The sequence below is a fragment of the Vibrio sp. R10-SG3-ISO10 genome, from assembly GCF_059834185.1.
Genome location: NZ_JCBDHG010000022.1, coordinates 1002609 through 1020918 on the forward strand (window position 1 = coordinate 1002609; position 18310 = coordinate 1020918).

General features: G+C 42.7%; 16 protein-coding genes. 9 read left to right on the forward strand and 7 right to left on the reverse strand.

Translation table 11 applies throughout. The features are described from left to right. Positions 1–35: 35 nt before the first annotated feature. Positions 36–926, forward strand: coding sequence for a LysR family transcriptional regulator (locus tag AC6R16_RS18060; RefSeq protein WP_500675306.1), 891 nt, complete (start codon positions 36–38; stop codon positions 924–926). Here the strand turns inward: AC6R16_RS18060 and AC6R16_RS18065 are convergent. Together AC6R16_RS18065 and AC6R16_RS18070 are read right to left on the reverse strand one after the other, a co-directional pair. Beyond that, positions 907–1542, reverse strand: a complete 636-nt coding sequence (locus AC6R16_RS18065; protein WP_500675364.1) for a response regulator — start codon at positions 1540–1542, stop codon at positions 907–909. The genes AC6R16_RS18060 and AC6R16_RS18065 overlap by 20 nt on opposite strands. Before the next feature lie 146 nt (positions 1543–1688). Then, positions 1689–2441: a substrate-binding periplasmic protein gene (locus tag AC6R16_RS18070; protein ID WP_500675365.1), complete on the reverse strand. Its 753-nt coding sequence runs from the start codon at positions 2439–2441 to the stop codon at positions 1689–1691. A gap of 156 nt (positions 2442–2597) precedes the next feature. On the opposite strand from AC6R16_RS18070, the gene AC6R16_RS18075 reads away from it, so the two are divergent. From AC6R16_RS18075 to vctC, 5 genes are all read left to right on the forward strand, one after another. Then, complete coding sequence (locus AC6R16_RS18075; RefSeq protein WP_500675307.1) at positions 2598–3020, forward strand: RNA-binding S4 domain-containing protein; 423 nt, start codon at positions 2598–2600, stop codon at positions 3018–3020. A gap of 166 nt (positions 3021–3186) precedes the next feature. After that, positions 3187–4098, forward strand: a complete 912-nt coding sequence (locus AC6R16_RS18080) for a siderophore ABC transporter substrate-binding protein (protein ID WP_500640208.1) — start codon at positions 3187–3189, stop codon at positions 4096–4098. Positions 4099–4172: 74 nt separating this feature from the next. After that, complete coding sequence (gene vctD / locus AC6R16_RS18085; RefSeq protein WP_500640207.1) at positions 4173–5108, forward strand: iron chelate uptake ABC transporter permease subunit VctD; 936 nt, start codon at positions 4173–4175, stop codon at positions 5106–5108. Then, positions 5101–6051 carry an iron chelate uptake ABC transporter permease subunit VctG gene (vctG, locus tag AC6R16_RS18090; protein ID WP_500675308.1) on the forward strand — a complete coding sequence of 317 codons (951 nt, stop codon included), beginning with the start codon at positions 5101–5103 and terminating at the stop codon, positions 6049–6051. Before vctD ends, vctG begins: the two co-directional genes overlap by 8 nt. Positions 6052–6058: 7 nt before the next feature. Next, a complete protein-coding gene (gene vctC, locus AC6R16_RS18095) occupies positions 6059–6814 on the forward strand; it encodes an iron chelate ABC transporter ATP-binding protein VctC (RefSeq protein WP_500675309.1) in 756 nt (251 codons plus the stop codon). Between the two features lie 62 nt (positions 6815–6876). Here vctC and cueR read toward each other — a convergent pair whose 3' ends face one another. From cueR to AC6R16_RS18110, 3 genes are all read right to left on the reverse strand, one after another. After that, positions 6877–7269, reverse strand: a complete 393-nt coding sequence (gene cueR, locus AC6R16_RS18100) for a Cu(I)-responsive transcriptional regulator (RefSeq protein WP_500640204.1) — start codon at positions 7267–7269, stop codon at positions 6877–6879. A 159-nt stretch (positions 7270–7428) separates the two neighbouring features. Further along, a complete protein-coding gene (locus AC6R16_RS18105; protein WP_500675310.1) occupies positions 7429–8481 on the reverse strand; it encodes a porin in 1053 nt (350 codons plus the stop codon). Between the two features lie 225 nt (positions 8482–8706). After that, positions 8707–9720 (reverse strand): helix-turn-helix transcriptional regulator, encoded by a 1014-nt coding sequence (locus AC6R16_RS18110; protein WP_500675311.1) that lies wholly within the window; start codon positions 9718–9720, stop codon positions 8707–8709. A gap of 116 nt (positions 9721–9836) precedes the next feature. Here AC6R16_RS18110 and AC6R16_RS18115 point away from each other — a divergent pair, with 116 nt between their 5' ends. Then, a complete protein-coding gene (locus AC6R16_RS18115) occupies positions 9837–11852 on the forward strand; it encodes a TonB-dependent siderophore receptor (RefSeq protein ID WP_500675312.1) in 2016 nt (671 codons plus the stop codon). A 67-nt stretch (positions 11853–11919) separates the two neighbouring features. Here AC6R16_RS18115 and AC6R16_RS18120 read toward each other — a convergent pair whose 3' ends face one another. Further along, on the reverse strand, positions 11920–13527 hold the full coding sequence (locus tag AC6R16_RS18120) for a putative bifunctional diguanylate cyclase/phosphodiesterase (protein WP_500675313.1): 1608 nt from the start codon (positions 13525–13527) through the stop codon (positions 11920–11922). Positions 13528–13814: 287 nt separating this feature from the next. On the opposite strand from AC6R16_RS18120, the gene AC6R16_RS18125 reads away from it, so the two are divergent. Then, positions 13815–15008: an acetate/propionate family kinase gene (locus tag AC6R16_RS18125; protein ID WP_500675314.1), complete on the forward strand. Its 1194-nt coding sequence runs from the start codon at positions 13815–13817 to the stop codon at positions 15006–15008. Between the two features lie 284 nt (positions 15009–15292). On the opposite strand, the gene AC6R16_RS18130 is transcribed toward AC6R16_RS18125, so the two are convergent. Continuing rightward, complete coding sequence (locus tag AC6R16_RS18130; RefSeq protein ID WP_500675315.1) at positions 15293–16264, reverse strand: integron integrase; 972 nt, start codon at positions 16262–16264, stop codon at positions 15293–15295. Between the two features lie 243 nt (positions 16265–16507). Between AC6R16_RS18130 and AC6R16_RS18135 the strand changes: the two genes are divergently transcribed. Further along, positions 16508–17125, forward strand: a complete 618-nt coding sequence (locus tag AC6R16_RS18135; protein ID WP_500675316.1) for a LysE family translocator — start codon at positions 16508–16510, stop codon at positions 17123–17125. The last annotated feature ends 1185 nt before the right edge of the window (positions 17126–18310 follow it).

Sequence of the window (18310 nt, forward strand, 5' to 3'; positions counted from 1 at the left end):
ATTCAGCAACAGAAAAGTAAACTCTCGGGATTGTTATGAAGTCACAGTTGGATCTCAATTTGCTCAAGGTGCTTCCTTTGTTAAAGAAGTATCGACAACTTAAACCGGTTGCTAAGGAGTTAGGCAAGACAGAAAGTGCGGTAAGTAAGCATCTGGCTAAATTACGTGAGCAACTTGGTGATCAGCTCTTTGTCCGAGGTGCGTTCGAATTTGAGCCCACTGAATATACTCTCAACTTATTGCCTAAAATCACCGAAGGTCTCAATTTGATCGATGATGCAGTGCAGCCCGTCAATTTTTACCCAATGACTTATGAAAAGCCGATAGTGATTGCTTTACCCAGCTTGGCACAATACTTAATTGGCAAAACGTTGCTTTTAGACTTGCTAGACACGTTTCCTAAGGCGCAAGTTCAACTTACGACTTGGTCAGACTCTTCAGTGGAAAAGATTCACGATGAGAGCATTGATATTGGGGTTCAATACTTTAACGATGAACAAGTTAAAACCATATACCAGCATCGCTTAGGCAAGTACAAAGGTGCTATTGTTTGTTCTCATAAGTATCAACAGCGCACCTTGGAAGAAAAACTGGCTATGCCTTATGTATTAATGGAAATGAAAGGTTGGCAGGACAAAAAGGCAGTCATTAAACGTTCACTTGAGTCTAATGGTGTAAAGGTCAATAAGGTGGCGACTGTTGATGATATGACCTGTCTGTTCGAAATGCTTTGTGACTTTGAATGTGCAACACTGTTGCCAGCCACGAACCATTTACAAGCACGTATCGACTACAATGTCACTGTGTTACCAGAGAGTTTACAACTCGAACAGCCTTTATCTATTGTCGCTAATTATAAGCTTGCTAACCATGATAATCCTTTACATAGGTTGCTAGTAAAAAAACTTAAGCAGCACTTGTTCTAGCTTCAGAGACATCAACATAAACGTGTTGTTGTAGGTTCATCAATTCGACGATTGAATCCACTTTGTATTTATCCAGAATTCGAGATTTATAGGTGCTGATAGTCTTTGAGCTTAATGACAGTATCTCTGAGATTTTCTTATTGCTGTAGCCTTTTACTAGGTAATTGAATACAACCGTTTCTCGGTTTGAAAGCGTAGTACACCGTTCGCTCTTTCCTAAACCTTTTCGTTTAAACACCGAGTAACCACCAGCGACACGAATAATAGCCTCGCGAATCACTGGGGTCTCTTCACGCTTGGTAATATACCCGTTTGCGCCCAGTTTTCTTGCTGTGTCTGAGTACATAGGGTGGTCGTTATGGGAAATAAATAGCACTTGGCCTGTATAGCCATGGGCACGAGCACGCCTTAAAAACTCGAATCCATCTGAGCCTTCTAGCTCGACGTCTAACAGTACTAGGTCGATGTCGTATGTCTTTAATGCTTGTATACCAAATACAGCTGTTGACGCTTGGTAGACTTGCGAATCTACTAATCCGTCATAGACAAATTGAGAAATTGCTTCGCGCATGATTGGCTGGCTATCAAGTACTAGAACATTGGTGCTTCTGGTCATCACTACTTTCTCTTATTGGTTTATTTGGGACTAATGAGCCCTATGCTTTGCGTGAGGTGTGCAATGTAAGGGATTCCCGACGGAAAAGGCGGAAAAGCAAATTTTCCAACGTGGAAAGTGTGTCAGGTGAGTGTAAGAGAAGTCAGTTAATTGTTATTTTGTAGATACTTGGACATGATTTTGTCAACCGTACCGTCTTTCTGAAGTTGCTTTAAAGTCTGGTTAAACCGCTCAACAAAGTGTGACTTGTAGGGGTACTTGTCAGGGGATGTCTTGGTAAACCCTAAGTAGCCTTGCTCACCGCTAATCGAAGTGCCCAACGTCAACTCCCAGTTAGGTTTAACAACTCCTTCCTGAGTAAGCAACTTGATTTCCCATAGAATAGAGAGCCGATCATTGATGTAGCAGTCAATTCGGTTTTTATACAAGTTTAGTATGTTGGCTCGATTGCCCTTGGCTTCTTTTAATAGGATTTTTCCTTGCTTAACGGCTTCCCAAAATTCTGTTCCTCCAAGCGCAAACGCTTCATTGATACCGATGGTTAGCCCAAGGTAATCAGCGGGCCAACGCTTTAGCTTTCGATTTGCTACGCTGTCTGGTTGGCAGTAAACCACGACTTCTTCGTTTAAGATGGGGATCGAGTAGGGGAATATGTAAGGGCGTTTATCTGTGTAGAAGTAGGGAGGGTAAAGTGCAAACCCCTCTCCGACCTCAAGTAGTTTAAGGCCCCGCTTCCATGGTACCAAGGTAATTTTGATACGGTACTTGGGCATTTCTTCAAACACCGCCTGCAGTATTTCAGTGTAAATGCCTTTTGCTTCCCCATTTTCTATGTAGCTGTATGGGGGGTAAGCGTCATCACCGTAGATAACGACGTTAGTGGGAGGGTGATAAGCCATACAGGCACTACTTAGTAGAAACAGTAACGGTAGCAAAGACCATTTCACGACGTTGAACCTTATTTGTATCTTATACTTATTACTAACTTTAGTTTATTTATAGAGATATTGAGATTAGACTCTGTTTTTTGTTTTAGAAAGACCATAAGGCATCGTATGGACCAAGATTACGAACAAGGTGAAGAGATCGAAATCGAAGCGATTGGTATCGAAGTCTCATCGCAGCCAATAGAGTTGTATAAGGTATTCAAAATAGCCAACCTTGTTGGAGGTGGTGGTGAAGCAAAGCACCTGATTGCTGAAGGCTATGTTGCTGTTAACGGCGAACTGGAAACTCGTAAACGTCGTAAGCTGTATGATGGCGATTTTTTTGAGTTCAACCAAGAATACTATGTTGTAGTATGTGATGCGCCCGTGACTGAGCCTGGAGTTAAGCCTAAGAAGGAAGAAAAGCCTACTAAGCAGGCGAGTTCAAAAAGTCGCAAGCCGTCAAAAGATAAGTCGTCGCAATCGACTAACAAAGACTCTAAGCCAGCAAAGAAAACTGGCAATGGCCGCTCATCAATAGATTTCTTCTAGCAGTTATTCTTCCATTGTTGAAAGGAGCCAACTCGCTCCTTTTCTTTTCAGTTTGCCACCAATATTCTTTACATCAATTTGATAAGTGTAAAAAACGTAAATTGCTGATGACAGAATTATGAATCTAAATGATAATGCATTGCATTTGTAATTATGGAGTCTAACAATGAAGTTGTCTGCACTGGCATTAGCCACAGGATTATTAGCATTCGGTGCTAACGCAAAAATGGTTGAAATTGAACACGCTCAAGGGACAACCAAACTAGAATCTAGCCCAGAACGCGTTGTCGTGATCGGACTAGGCGCGCTAGATACAGTAAAAGCGTTCGGTATTGAGCCTGTAGCGGTGTCAACGGTCAGCATGTTCCCTGATTATTTGGCTGAGTACCGTGATTATAAATTCGTTTCCGCGGGCAGCCTTCATGAACCAGACTTCGAAACAATCTATACCCAGAAACCAGACTTGATCATTGTTGGTTCGCGCGGTGCTGCGAAATATAAAGAGCTAACAGAGATCGCTCCGACGATCGTTTTCGCTGCGGATTCAAAGAAAGGTTATTGGCAGAGCACCCAAGAACAATGGCGTAATCTTGGTGAAGTGTTTGAGAAACAAGAATTTGTTGAGTCTAAGATTGAACAACTCGACAAAGAATTCAAAGCAATCAGCGCGTCCAACGATAAAAACGATGTTGACGCACTAACGGTAATGAGTGCTGGTGGTAACATCACTGCCTTTGGTGCTCAGTCACGTTTTTCTGCTATCTATAAAGACTTTGGTTTTAAAGAGACCGTTAAGGGTATCAAAGAAAGCCGTCATGGTGACCTTGTTTCTTATGAGTTCATTCGTGAGAAGAACCCATCAACCTTACTCGTCATCGACAAAGATATCCTGATCAATAAAGGTAAAGGCAGCACGGTTAAGCGCGACTTCGAAAATGATCTGGTTAAAGCAACTGATGCTTACCAAAACAAGAAGCTGGCTTACTTAGACATCAACGCTTGGTATCTATCTATCGCAGGTATGCGCGCGACAGAACAGATGATAGAAGACGTTAAGTCAGCATCAGCGGTCAACTAACAGAACAGAAGAATTATAAACAACGGCCTCAAGCATTTTTGTGCTTGAGGCTTTTGTGCTAAAGAGAAAAGCAAGTGAAAAAGTTATTGTTGGCGCTGATAATCTTGAGTATCGCGTCACTGTTTGTGGGAGTGGGTCAGCTAAATCTCGCTTCTTTGTTGGCTGGCGATCCTAATAGTTGGCATCTGTTTTGGACGAGTCGAATCCCTCGTCTTGTTGCGGTGTTACTGGCGGGTGCAGGATTGAGTATCGCTGGTCTTATTATGCAGCAAATTAGCCAAAACCGATTCGCGTCTCCGTCGACTTCAGGCACCATCGAGTGTGCCATGTTAGGTTACGTATTGAGTTTAGTTTTGTTCGGCAATGGTTCTCAACTGTGGCTAATTTTCGGTGTATCTATGGCAGGTACCCTGTTGTTTGTTCAGTTCATTAACCGCATCCAGTTTAAAAACGCTATCTTTGTTCCTTTAGTAGGAATTATCTTTGGTAACGTCGTCGACTCATTAGCGACATTCATCGCCTACAAATACGATGCGTTGCAAAACCTCTCTAGCTGGACAGTGGCAAACTTCGCCAATTTGTTACAGGGTGACTACGAGTTGCTCTACATCGCGATTCCTGTGGCTATCTTCAGTTACTTGTATGCTGCAAGGATCTCGGCAGTAGGGCTAGGTAAAGACTTTGCGACTAACCTTGGTTTGAACTATCAGCAAGTATTAGTCATTGGCGTTTTACTGGTGTCTGTGATGTCTGCGACGGTCGTGATGATCGTGGGCATGCTGCCATTCTTAGGCTTGATTGTTCCTAACCTCGTGAGTCGTTTCTTTGGCGACAACTTGCGTAAAAACATTCCTTTAACCGCCATTCTCGGTGCACTGATTGTTCTTTGTTGTGACTTAGCTGGTCGATTGATTATTTTCCCTTACGAAATCCCTATCTCTACCATTATCAGTATTCTTGGCGGAGCGGTGTTTATCTTCTTTATTCTTAAGGGGCAAAAGCATGCTTGATAGAACCAAACTAATCGGGCTGGCTGTCATAGCACTGGTATTTTGCTTTCTGTTTATTGGTATTGGTCTGAATGCCGACAACTATCAGTATTTTCTGTCGCGTCGAGTCCCCAAAGTGCTGGCTATGATTATCGCTGGTATTGCGATTGGTCAATCGGCACTGGTGTTCCAGACAATCACTCACAACCGTATCTTAACACCGAGCATTATGGGTTTTGATTCCCTGTATATGTTTACTCAAGTTTTGGTTGTGGTGATTTTTGGTGGCATGAGTAGTTTTGCCTTGAACGCATACTTCAACTTCAGTTTGTCTGTTGTGGTAATGCTAGGCTTCTCGCTATTGCTGTTTAGCTTCTACTTTAGAGGCGAGCGCCAGAACTTAATGGTACTGCTATTGCTTGGGGTCATCCTCGGCCAGCTGTTTGGTAGTATCTCGTCATTTTTTGTTATGCTGATGGACCCAAATGATTTTGCTTCTGTTCAAGCAAATATGTTTGCCAGCTTTAACAATGTAAAGGTTGAGTTGGTTTACTACTGTGCGCCATTGTTGCTGGCGATTAGTGTTGCCTTATACCGATTACACCGAGTTCTTGATGTGTTTTGGTTGGATAAAGATAACGCAACAAGCCTTGGTGTCGATGTTAAAAAGGTGACGTTGCAAGTCCTCGTGTTGAGCGCTGCACTGATCGCGATTTCGACTGCCTTGATTGGTCCAATCATGTTCTTTGGCCTACTGGTAACCAACCTAGCGCGTGAGCTGTTTAAGTCCTTTCAGCACCAAGTTTTGCTAGTGGGTGTTTCATTACTTTCTGTCGCCTCTCTATTGAGCGGACAATGGATAGTCGAAAATTTATTTGGCTTTTCGACCACGATCAGTGTCGTGATCAACTTTATTGGCGGTATTTACTTCTTAACCATGTTGCTGCGCAACAAAATCGTGTAGGTCTATTATGATTTCAATGAAAAGCCTGACCAAGGTGTTTGGTCAAACCAAAGTGGTTGATAGCGCGAGCGCAGAGTTCGATAAAGGTAAGGTCACTTCGATTATTGGACCCAATGGGGCAGGAAAAAGTACCTTGCTTTCAATGGCGAGTCGCTTAGTCAGCAAAGATGAAGGCGAAGTCCTGATTGACTGTAAAGAGCTTAGTCAATGGGATACTAAGGAGTTAGCAAAAAGACTAGCGGTCTTACGCCAAGCCAACAACATCACCATGCGCTTTACTGTAAGAGAGATGATCGCTTTTGGCCGCTTTCCATACTCGCAAGGAAAGCTAACGGATGAAGATCAGACTGTGATCAATAAAGCGATTGAGTACCTTGATTTAGAGGCAATTCAACACAAGTATCTCGATGAACTCAGTGGTGGTCAAAGACAACTGTCTTTTATTGCCATGGTCATGGCGCAAGACACAGACTACGTGTTTTTAGACGAGCCACTGAATAACCTAGATATCAAACACTCTTTACAGATCATGCGCAATGTAGGAAGACTGGCACATGAGATGAAGAAAGCCGTTGTAGTTGTAATTCACGATATTAACTTCGCAGCCTGTTATTCAGACAAAATCATTGCTCTTAAGAAGGGTAAGGTAGTGGCTCAGGGGAGCGTTGAAGAAGTGATACAATCTGATATTTTAGAAAGCATTTACGAGACCCCTTTCAATATTATTGAAGTGGATGGTAAACGTATGTGCACTTATTTTTAAGGCTCAATCCATAACTGAAAGACCTCCAAATCGGAGGTCTTTTACTAGACGGGGGAGAGGGTTTACTCTTCCTTCGTTAAGTCTTCGATGATTGGGCAGTCACTGCCAGAATCACCAGGGCAGGCTGAAACCCAACTTTTGAGCTGCTTTTCAATCTCTTTCAGCTCTCGAATCTTTAGCTCTACCTCTTTGAGTTTTTCTTTAGCCTTCGCTTTGACTTCGCTGCTCTTACGGTTTGGGTTAGAGGCCAAATGGACAAACTCTTTACACTCGACCAGAGAAAAACCAGCATTTTTAGCTCGAGAGATGAGGTTCAGTTGATTGACGTGTTGCTGCGAATATTCACGATAACCGGATTCACTGCGCAGTGGGGCAGTAATCAACCCCTTATCTTCATAAAGGCGGATAGATTTACTTGATAATCCAGTCAGCTTGGAGACAACACCAATATTCATAGCCATTCCTCAAAACAGAGTCGAAATGCAATATCTCAAATAGATGCGATCTTTTTACTACTTTTGTTATCAAGTTTAAAGCGCTACACATAAAAAAGCCCACCTACTAGAGGCGGGCAGTGCTGAAATAGGTCAGCAGTTTGGACAGCTATCTAGAGCTTATAGGTAGTAACGAGCACCGATTAGCCACTTGTTATCTGTGTCACGGTTGTTCTTGTCGTTTAGATCGAACTGGTAAGCCGTGTAAGTGATAAACTTAGGTGTGAAATTGTACTCAGCTTGAAGAGCAAGCTCTTCGCGTGCTGTGTCTTTTTCAGAAGACTTAGTCACTTTACCTTCAACCTTCTCATAGTTCATGATTAGGTTGAGGCTGTTTTCAAATGCGTAAGATACTAGTCCTTCGTATGCAGTACTTTCTTCTAGAAGCTTAGGAGTAGTGCTGTCATCGTTGTTCATGTTTTCGTTCTTCGCATAAACACCCGCTACGTAAATACCTTTACCGTAAGTACCGTACTTAGCAGATACTAGATGAGATTTTGCTTTCTCTTTATTCGTAGAAGTACCTTCAACAAAGTCGCCCGTGTTGTAGGTGTAACCTAGTTGAGCACCCGCGATTGTATAAGTTAGCGCTGCTTGTACACGATCATCATACTTGATGCCAGACGTAGTATTGTTAAGTTCAACCTGCTCATCGTTAGTCCCTTGCCAACCTAGACCGAAAGACAGCGCGCCAGCTTGGTCAAAATCGAAACCGTTACGGTAGCTCATCATTTTATCCGCACGACCTGTACCTAGCGCACCGTGGTTGTCGTAGATAAAGTCGTTCGCGAACGCAACTGGCATATCTGCAACGCCTGCTACGTCATAGTATGGTGCCCACTGAGTACCTACTACAGCGCGGCCGTAAGAATCGTGTGTAAGACCAACGTAACCCAGACGAGTAGTAAACGCATTTTCACCACCGTTTAGGTAGTTCAGTGCCCATTCGCCTTTAGCGTCAGCGGTAAAGCCGTTGCCTAGCTCTTGAGTCGCGTTAAAATTGATACGTGGCGAGTTAGTACCTACGTCAGCATCGCCTTTTTCAGAATCGTTTACGTTTACAGAAACGTGACCGCCGATAGAAAAGGTAGTGCCGTCATTGTTGTATAGCTCAACAGCAAAAGAAGATGCAGAAACAGATGCGATAGCAACCGCTAGAATCGTTTTTTTCATGATAAAGTCCATATTATTAAGCCTTAATCAGGCTTTCATTGCTCGTGTTTATACGATGAGCAGACTTTAAATCGAAAGTTCACAAAATGGTCACAAAACAAAATAAAATGTTAAAATGATATTTTTGTTATTTTAAAACAATAACTTGTGAGTGTAATAAGTTGTTACATTAGGAGTTTTTATATGTACATCTTGTTACTTATAGCTTGTGTAAATGTTTGAGGTTTAATGCCTTTGTTTTGCTGATTGAATATGGGCGATATTGCCATTTTGGGTCGCAATGAGAATGGGGGGGATGCCGTACTCTTTTTTGAAGGCGTTGGTGAAATTTGCGGGGTGATTGTACCCTGCTTCGTAGGCTGCTTCAGTGATCGTCACTAGGCCACGTTCCAAATGCTGTTTCGCCACATCAAGACGACGCTTGCGAATAAAACCGCTGACAATCACTCCAAGCTGTTGTTTAAATTTGCGTTGTAGATTAGAGCTACTCATAGCGAAATGCTCGGCGACGAGATCGACAGATAGCGGATCGCCTAAATGCGATTCTATATAACAGACAATATCTTCAATCGATGAAGGAGTACCTGTAGCTCTGTTTGTTTCTTTTGTGCAAAAATCCTCAGTGTCTAACCTGCCAAAAACAGATTCCATAATCTGAAATGCGATTGATTCCAGTGCGATTTTTTCAACAAATGAACTTGCTTGATAAAGGTTAATCGCGCGTGTTACCAAGCTTTCTATCTCTGGGGTCACATCAAATTGAAGGAAGTTCTTGTGATTGGCGGTGAATTGGCTTAATTGACAATGGCCGTTAGTGCGTGCATGAATCCAATCATGGTTCATCATGATATTTAGTTTAGTCACACAATTATCTTTAGTGATTTGTCGACGAAAGTTAGTCGGCTGATTGAGATTAACCAAAGTGACTTTTCCACATTGACTAGAGTCCAACTTAAACTCTAAGTCGTCGTAGCTAAATCTAAGTTTACCTTCTAAAAGAACCGTTATGATCACTGAGGAAGGCGCCATAGAAACCACATTAGAATCTTGTAACTCTAAACTTCTACAACCATGCATATTGACGCGTTGAGCAACGTTGTACGAAAGAAACTGTCCTTCAACCAACGGCGCTTTACCATGTTTAGTCTCACCGATAATCAGCTGTTTTTCTGACTCTTCTACTTTTTGAGTAATGGCTACTTTGCGTAATCTGTTCGTATTGAGTTCAGCAGTTGGCATGTGGCAGTTCCTCATAAGCGTTATGCAGTTTTGCATAAGCTATTAATCTTTTAGTTAATCGCTAACAACCATATCATATGTGCGAATTATTATCATTTACATTTAGGGGTAGTCGCATGAATAGGGTAACCAATCGCCCCAACAACCTCTCTTTAATCACTCTCGCTGTATGTTCGGCACTGAGCAGTAGCGCTTTAGCGCAGGAGGTTACTCATTTAGAAGATGTTGTCGTTTGGGGAACCAAAGTATCGAGCAGTTCGGAATCGCTCGGTGCCAGTGACATGTCGCTTAAACAAGCTGACCACATGTCGGATCTTCTTCGTGATGTGCCGGGCGTGGATGTGGGCGGGACTCACTCTGTAAACCGGCGAATCAACATTCGTGGTCTTGGCGAAACCGACTTAGATATTCGCTTAGATGGCGCATCTCAACACGCCAACATGTTTCATCACATTGGTAATCTGACTTTAAACCCCGATATTCTTAAGTCGGCCGACATCCAAGTGGGGAACAACTCAGTGACGCAAAATGGTCTTGGTGGTTCGGTCTACTTTGAAACCAAAGACGCGAAAGATCTGTTACGTGGAGACGAAATGTTTGGTACGCGTGTCTATGGGGGCTACGCGAGTAATGCAAGCCACCAAGGGTCGGCAACATTTTATGGGCTATTGGGTGAGAAGTTTGATTCCATGCTGTATGGAAACTGGGTTTCAAGAGATAACTTCAAAGATGGTAATGGTAATGGTAATGGTAATGAGACCTTTGGCGTAAAAGGCGACACTTATAACATTCTTGGCAAACTAGGTTACGAGCCTTCAGGGCTTCACCGATTTGAGCTTGCTTACGATCTGTATCGTGATAGCGGTGATTACAGTCCGCGCCCCGACTGGTCGGGCTCAGCAAACAATGAGCGTTCTGGCACTGAAACTATTCCAACGGATTACGATCGCGACACAATTACTCTATCTTACGAACTAAAGGGTGAAGTTAATAAAGGTAAGGTCACGCTTTATTCTAGTCAAACTGAAATTGTTCGTGATGAATCGGGTGTGACTAGCCGTTGGCCGGGCGACCGTTTGTCAGTAAACAGTGCTGAAAATAAAAACCTGGGTGCGAATGCGAAATTTCAAAGTGATTACCAGGTTGGTCGTTTTGATAATACGGCCACTTACGGTTTGGATTATATAGACAAAACCAGTAAGAGTATTTATGGCGGCGTTGTGTTCGCCGACGAATCTGCAATCAATAGTGCTTTCTTCGCTGAAAACCAAATGTACATTACTGACTTTTGGTCAGTGACTGCGGGTGTTCGCTACGATGATTACAAGCGCAAAGCGACAACGGGTACATCGAACTTTGATGATGTTACGTGGTCTCTCGCGACAGAGTGGGATGTGACCAATGACTGGACTCTATTTGCGAGTACTAGAAGCTTGTTCAAAGGCCCAGAGCTGCTTGAAACCTTTATCAAATACCAACCAACGACACATCTAGCGAGTGATATTAAAGCCGAAACGGGTCAAAACACGCAGGCAGGTGTTCGCTTTAACAAGCAAGTGAGCGACCATTTCTTTGGAGCCAATTTAACCGTATTTAAGACCCAAATTGACGATTACATCGCCGAAGCTTACCAAAGCTCCACTAAAGGGTATTTAATCTATAACAAAGGGGACGTCGAGTTTACCGGTTTTGAGCTAAGCGCAACGTATGGATATCAAGCCTTTAACTCGAAGCTGTCATATTCTCGCTCAGATAACAAAGATGTAACTAACGGTGGCCCGGTACTTGATGCCAATGACAGAAGTATCGACATTGGTGACAGCATTGCGCTAACGCTAGATTATCATGCTGATTCGATTGACGTGTTATTTGGTTGGACGTCGATCGTCGTTTTAGAAGAAGACAATGTCCTCGAAGGCAAAGCGGTGAAGGAAGGTTATGACGTCCATAATCTTTATGCTCAGTGGATTCCTTCCAATGTCGAAGACCTATCGGTTACGTTCGGAATAGACAACATCTTTGATGAAGCTTATGTATCGCATGCCTCTAAAACGGGCGATGCTCGTGGCATTATCGCGGATGATTATGAGCCTGGCCGTAACTTCAAGCTGTCAGCGGCATACCAGTTCTAACTTAACTTTTGGCTTTATTTGATCCATTTGAACTTTGAACAATTTGCTGTCCTTCGGGGCAGCTTTTTTAGTTTACTTTGGCAAGCTCTGAAATAATTGGTGGGTTATGTGACAGAGTCCAATTGATTGCGTTATGGATCTCTAATGGAGGGCTATAATAAAAACCCTGTATGTAGTCACATCCTTGACTCTTGAGAATGCCGAGCACCGTTTCATTTTCAACGCCTTCCGCTACTACGGAGTAACCTAGACCATGAGCGAGTGAAATGGCGTTCTCTACGATCGAACTGTTTCGCTCGTTTTTTTCAAGTTTGTATAAAAAAGAACGGTCAATTTTAATCTGATCAACCGGTAAGTCCCTTAAAAGCGAAAGCGATGAATAGCCGGTCCCAAAATCATCTAGACTGATCTTAAAACCGAGCTTTCGGATGTTCTCTAAGAGCTTCTCGGGGCTTCTCAGCCGATTGATGGCAGTGCTTTCAGTGATTTCTAAAACGATTGAACTGGTAACGTTGTTGTTGTCCTCGATCAGATCTAGCAGTTTTGCTTCAAGTTTGGAGCCCATTAAGTCCTTAGCTGAAAGGTTGACGTGTATAGGGTAGCGTATGCCCTGTGCTTCGAATGTTTTGATATCTTGAGTAACTTGATCGAGTACCCACGCAGTAATAGAAGTAATTTTATTGCTGTGTTCGGCGATTGGTATGAAATCTATCGGACTAATGGTTGTCCCATCTTTAGTAATCCAGCGAATAAGTGCTTCGTATCCACTTACAACGCCATGTACGCTGCACAAGATAGGTTGATAGTAAATTTGAAATTCGTTGTCTTCTAGGGCTTTATCTATGTTTCTAGAGATTTCGAGTTTTCGTCTTGCTCCTTGGCTCATGCTGTCATCGTATATCGCAAAAGGTCTTCCTGCTTTTTTTGCCCAGTACATAGCAATGTCTGATGCATTGATCATTTGCTCAGCATCAGAACCATGCATAGGAAACTGACTAATTCCTATGCTTGCGCTGGAGGTGAGTTCAAAGCCATCAACGGAGAAGGGGAGATGAAGCTCCTGATTAATTCTCTTTGCTGCATGTTTTATGTCTAACTCTGGACGAAGCGGGGTGATAACGATGAACTCGTCACCACCTATTCGCGCTACAAAATCCCCTTTCTCTAGTAGTGAACTAATACGTTGTCCTATTTGTACAAGAAGTTGATCACCGCAGAAATGTCCCATGCCATCGTTGACTTGCTTGAAATTCACTACATCGAGAAGCATAAGGTCAAAAGGTTTATTGTTCTCAATTAAAAGCTCTATTGTCTCAATACAGTGTTTACGATTCGGCAAATTGGTTAGAGGATCATGCAGAGCGTTGTACTTTTCTTGTCTGACTAATGTTTTAAGTTGAACTATCGTGGTGAAACTGTAGGAAACAACGGTGTAAACGAAAATACTGCCGCAGAAGAGAATAGCGCTCAACCCAAGTAAAATCGGGCTGATTGTTTGTTCTGAGACTAAAGATATCAGCACAAAGGAATAACCAATGACAAAGCTGACAATCAAGCAGTAAAGCCAGCGCCAACCGGCATGTTTTGTCTGCTTACAGATCTTTGTTGCAGTTTTCAAACCCGCCAAAAGCAGGCAGAGGCCAATAAGCACCAAACTGATTGCTAGCGTATACAAAACTACCTCTCGTCGAATGGTTACTAAGTGATGCGTGTACCTCGCTCACACAGATTGCATAAGCTCGGGCGTAACTAAAGTGTAGTGTGTTCTTGTTAGTAATAAAATTAACATTAATTTTTTAGTGTGAAATAAATCCACTATTGCGATAGATCAACAAAAGTTTGTTTGATTTGTTTAAAAAGACCAATAAAAGTTGAAAGATTCAAAAAATATTGAATAATGTGCACAACAACAATATAGAAGCGTAGCGCTTCAATCTCACAGTCTGAAACAGGAACAAATCCATGTCGAACTCGTTTGTGCTGGTCATTAACTCTGGTAGCTCTTCATTAAAATTTGCTGTAATTGACTCTAAGTCTGGTGACGCAATTGTCAGTGGCTTAGGCGAATGCTTTGGCTTGCCAGAGGCAGTCATTAGCTGGAAGTACAACGGCGAAAAAACTGAAGAGGCGATTGATGCGCCTGATAACCACCACCAGCACGCTATTAACCGAATCGTTGCGTTAATGGATACTCTTAGTTTCACAAAAGATTTAGTTGCCGTGGGTCACCGTATCGTACATGGCGGGGAGAAGTTTACTTCTACAGTTCGTATTAATGACGAAGTACTTACAGAAATTGAGAATCTGTCTGATCTGGCGCCGCTCCACAACCCAGCAGGCGCAAAAGGAATTAAAGCTTCTATGCAAGCTTTCCCAAGCCTTCCTCAATTTGCTGTATTCGACACTGCGTTCCACCAAACTATGCCTCAGAAGGCGTTCACTGGTGCAATTTCTAACGAGCTGTATAAAGAATATGGTATCCGCCGATACGGTTTCCACGGCACTAGTCATTACTTCGTTAGCCGTGAAGCGGCGAAGATGCTAGACAAACCTGTTGAAGAGTCTAACTTCATCTCTGTTCACCTTGGTAACGGTGCTTCTGTTTGTGCTATTGCAAACGGCGAATCTGTTGATACTTCAATGGGCTTTACACCACTTGCGGGTCTAATGATGGGTACTCGTTCGGGTGATTTAGACCCGGGTGTTATCGAGTTCCTAATCAAGAAAGGTTGGACGACTGAGAAAGTCTTTGAAACTCTAAACAAGAAATCAGGTTTCTTAGGTGTTTCTGGCCTAACATCTGATGCTCGCGGTATCCTAGAAGCCATGGCTGAAGGCCATGAAGGTGCGAAGCTAGCATTCGAAGTATTTACCTACCGCGTTGCGAAATACATCGGGTCTTACATGATTCCTTTAAGCAGCCTAGATGCGGTTATCTTCACCGGCGGTATTGGTGAAAACTCGTCAGACATTCGCCGCGAAATTCTAAACAACCTTAAGCTGCTCGGTTTTGTTGAAAACGAAAAAGGCAATGAAGAGGCTCGTTTTGGTAACGCAGGCGTTATCGCGACATCAGAATTGCTTGGCGCAGTCGCGATGGTTATCCCAACTAACGAAGAGTTTGTCATCGCACAGCAGTCGGTTGAACTGCTTTAAGCGAACGAAAGATGACTTAAAAAGCGAGCCTAGTGCTCGCTTTTTTGTTTTTTATCAAAATCATTTTAATGTATTAATCAACTGAATTTTGGCGCTTTTTAACAAGCTGAGGCCATCAACGAACTGAAGTTTGCCTTCGTATCACTCGCTGTAACCCCTAAGCCAACTTTACAATGTAAGCTTAGCTGTACCAATCTAAGTTATCCAAAGTGTAATCATGGATAGAATAGTGTTGTTGGAATGGGAGTGTAACGCAAACTCCATATTAACTTTTTATATTCAAATTAGTCGAAAATACTTGATAGAGGGCTTTTAACTCCGTTTGCACCTCTATCAAGGATGTGAGTATAAATTTGCGTTGTTTTCACATCTGAGTGGCCTAGCTGTTCTTGGACTGTTCTAATGTCCGCTCCACTTTCTAGTAGGTGAGTAGCAAACGAGTGTCTTAAGGTATGGCACGAGATATCTTTGCCAATTTCGGCTTGTTTCGATGCGATTTTTATGTGCTTTTGTAGAGATGTATGGTGAATATGATGCCTGCGTTTTTTGTCGTTACGCGGGTCAGGGGACAAACGCTCAGATGGGAAAAGGTATTGCCAGTTAAAACTCATTTCGGCATTGGGGTACTTTCTTGCGAGTGATTCAGATAAGTAGCTTCCTGAAAATTCTCTGTTGTTAATGTCTTGCTGATAATAGCGCAATGAAATTTGCTGTTGTTGCTTCAGGTCTTCAAATAACTCAGGCGCTAACGTTACGACTCGATTTTTCTCTCCTTTGCCTTGCCATATCCTTATCGATTTATACTGAAAATCGATATCATGCACTCTAAGGCGGACGCACTCCATTAATCTTAACCCCGAACCATACATAAGCTGGAGAGGGAGTTTGTATTTTGCTGAGCATTGAGAAAGTAGCCTTCTTACTTCCGCTTGAGTGAGCACAGTAGGCAATTTACGAGATTTATTGGATCGTCTAAATTGCATGTCGGGTTCGACGGGCTGATGAATGATTTCTTTATAGAGAAACACCAACGCGTTGAGTGCTAGGCTCTGTGTTTTTTGCGCAATGCCCTTTTGCGATACCAAGTGGCTCAAGAAGTTTTCTACGTCTTGAGTACCCAGTTCTTTTGGGTGTTGTTTACCATGAAAGATTATATATTGGTGGATCCAGTAAACATACGCCTCAACGGTGCGAAGGGCATAGTTCCTACCTAGCATATAGTCACGGATGTACGCCAAGAATGGCGATCTTTTCATAATTGCATACCTGTTTATTTATACAATGCTATTATTTTGGCAGAGTAAGGCAGACTGTATAGAGGTATTCTTGCTTTTGCGTGTTTCCTTGCGTAACTATGAAGATAAGTAACTGTTAGTTTTCAGTTATTTGAGATATGGTTGCAGTTTAATATCAGGAAATACAGAATTGTTCGGTAGTTAATAGCAGAATAGTTCTGGCTAAGAACTGTTATAAGCCCACAATGAAATAGGGAGATTAACATGGAAGTTGAAGTTTGGGTCACATATGTGGTGACGGTTTTGGTTCTAATGAGCACGCCGGGTCCGAGTCAGCTACTTATGCTATCTAATAGCATTAGCAACGGGTTTCGACGGTCAGTCTACACGGCAATCGGTGATTTAACTGCTAATCTACTTCAAATGGTCGTTGCAGCATTAGGCTTAGCTACACTTATCGCTAGTTCTGAGCATTTTTTCACTGTCGTGAAATGGGGAGGTGTAGCGTATTTGTTATATTTAGGATTCAAGCTAATTTTCGTCAAATCAAGTAATTCAGTCGACCAACAAACAAAACAACGCTCAAAATCGTCTTTATACTGGCAAGGTTTTGTGACATCAGCAGCGAATCCGAAGGCTGTGATTTTCTTCGCGGCTTTGTTTCCTCAGTTCATCAGTCAAGATTCGAGTCTGTTGGTGCAGTTTGTAATATTAAGTTCGACTTATCTGGTAATGGATGGTGTGTTCTTATGTTGCTATGGAAAATTTGCAGAGTCGATAGTTAGCCGATTGCGTGACAACATGAAGCTGCACCTAGACCGTGTTTCGGGTATTTTCCTAATTATAGCAGCCGCATTATTAGGTCATAAAGAATTGAGTTAGCTGCAATTTGGCTTATAACAAAGCGTTTAAGACAGATTCCCAACGCTTGGCATTTTTCATTCTATCGTTGGGTTTTGTGTTTACGGTGGTATGGTAAAGTTCAGTGGCTGCGTTGCTCACTACTTAACGCGGCGTTAGTTGCCAAAGAAGAAAAAATTAAATAAATCAGCAAGTTTAGGGCTAATGTCAGTGTGTTTTTGCTGGTTCGAATTTCACTTTCCAGCCTTCTGGCGTCGTTAAAGTCGTTCTTTGGCTAGTGCTCGGTTTGGATTTCCTATTTCAGAAGCTGTTCCGCTCGTTGAAAGTCTGCTCTGTTTCTTAGTCTTTCCAAAGGCTCTCTTTGGTGTTTTAAGTCAGTTTTCTACGGCGCTGCAAATTCCACGTGGTTTCAGTGACAGTCGCTTTAAAACTGCGCCTGATTTGGTTTCATCAAATCAGGAAAGGGTAGTATTGGCAAAGTCTCATGAGCTTCAAACCCAAGGCTTTAGGGCAGGCAACTAACAAACAATTTAAGCAGATTCGCAACGCTCGGCATTTTGGGTTTGAATCGGCTTCAGTGTTTACGGCACAATGGTCTAGGTAGGTGGTGGCGTTGCTCACTACTTAATTGGGCGTTATGTTTACTTGTATTTCAAGGGTTTAAATATCTTAGGCTCTAGTTCTTTGTCCCTCTGGCAATTCGTCCCTAGTAGAATCAGCAAATCCGCATTGTCGGTCTAAGTTCTTGAATCACTCAGCCCGTAAAACATGCCAATGTTCGTGAGTTGCTTCATTGTCAGGTCGAGCTGGCTAGATTCAAGTTTATCTGGCTTTAAGTCGCTTCTAGGTTCTTAGCCAATTAGCATCCTACCTTGGCAGTTGCCTCGGCAACTTGCCCTTGTTTGGCGCTGTTGTGAGAAGAGACGAGGGTACTTGTTGAGTGCCTTCCGTGTTGCCTCATTGGGCAGGGAAGTGTTCATACTTGTTTTAGGTTGGTCGCCTTTGGTGGCCAAGCTTGTTTCTAGCTCGTGGTTTGGTTCAGAAATCTAGTCCAAAATGGTAGTTCTTTCTCAAGTAAGTCAGTCACTTGTGGTAAAACATAACAAACAATTTAAGCAGATTCGCAACGCTTGGCGTTCTGAGTTTGAATCAGCTTTAGTGATTACGGCACAGTGTTCAAGTTAAGTGGCAGCGCTGCTCACTACT

Bases quoted from the DNA above. Each gene is read 5' to 3' on its own strand.
- AC6R16_RS18075 (WP_500675307.1), top strand. From the start codon at position 2,598: ATGGACCAAGATTACGAACAAGGTGAAGAGATCGAAATCGAAGCGATT.
- AC6R16_RS18105 (WP_500675310.1), bottom strand. From the start codon at position 8,481: ATGAAAAAAACGATTCTAGCGGTTGCTATCGCATCTGTTTCTGCATCT.
- cueR (WP_500640204.1), bottom strand. From the start codon at position 7,269: ATGAATATTGGTGTTGTCTCCAAGCTGACTGGATTATCAAGTAAATCT.
- AC6R16_RS18130 (WP_500675315.1), bottom strand. From the start codon at position 16,264: ATGAAAAGATCGCCATTCTTGGCGTACATCCGTGACTATATGCTAGGT.
- AC6R16_RS18065 (WP_500675364.1), bottom strand. From the start codon at position 1,542: ATGACCAGAAGCACCAATGTTCTAGTACTTGATAGCCAGCCAATCATG.
- vctC (WP_500675309.1), top strand. From the start codon at position 6,059: ATGATTTCAATGAAAAGCCTGACCAAGGTGTTTGGTCAAACCAAAGTG.
- AC6R16_RS18110 (WP_500675311.1), bottom strand. From the start codon at position 9,720: ATGCCAACTGCTGAACTCAATACGAACAGATTACGCAAAGTAGCCATT.
- AC6R16_RS18115 (WP_500675312.1), top strand. From the start codon at position 9,837: ATGAATAGGGTAACCAATCGCCCCAACAACCTCTCTTTAATCACTCTC.
- AC6R16_RS18060 (WP_500675306.1), top strand. From the start codon at position 36: ATGAAGTCACAGTTGGATCTCAATTTGCTCAAGGTGCTTCCTTTGTTA.
- AC6R16_RS18070 (WP_500675365.1), bottom strand. From the start codon at position 2,441: ATGGCTTATCACCCTCCCACTAACGTCGTTATCTACGGTGATGACGCT.
- AC6R16_RS18125 (WP_500675314.1), top strand. From the start codon at position 13,815: ATGTCGAACTCGTTTGTGCTGGTCATTAACTCTGGTAGCTCTTCATTA.
- vctG (WP_500675308.1), top strand. From the start codon at position 5,101: ATGCTTGATAGAACCAAACTAATCGGGCTGGCTGTCATAGCACTGGTA.
- AC6R16_RS18080 (WP_500640208.1), top strand. From the start codon at position 3,187: ATGAAGTTGTCTGCACTGGCATTAGCCACAGGATTATTAGCATTCGGT.
- AC6R16_RS18135 (WP_500675316.1), top strand. From the start codon at position 16,508: ATGGAAGTTGAAGTTTGGGTCACATATGTGGTGACGGTTTTGGTTCTA.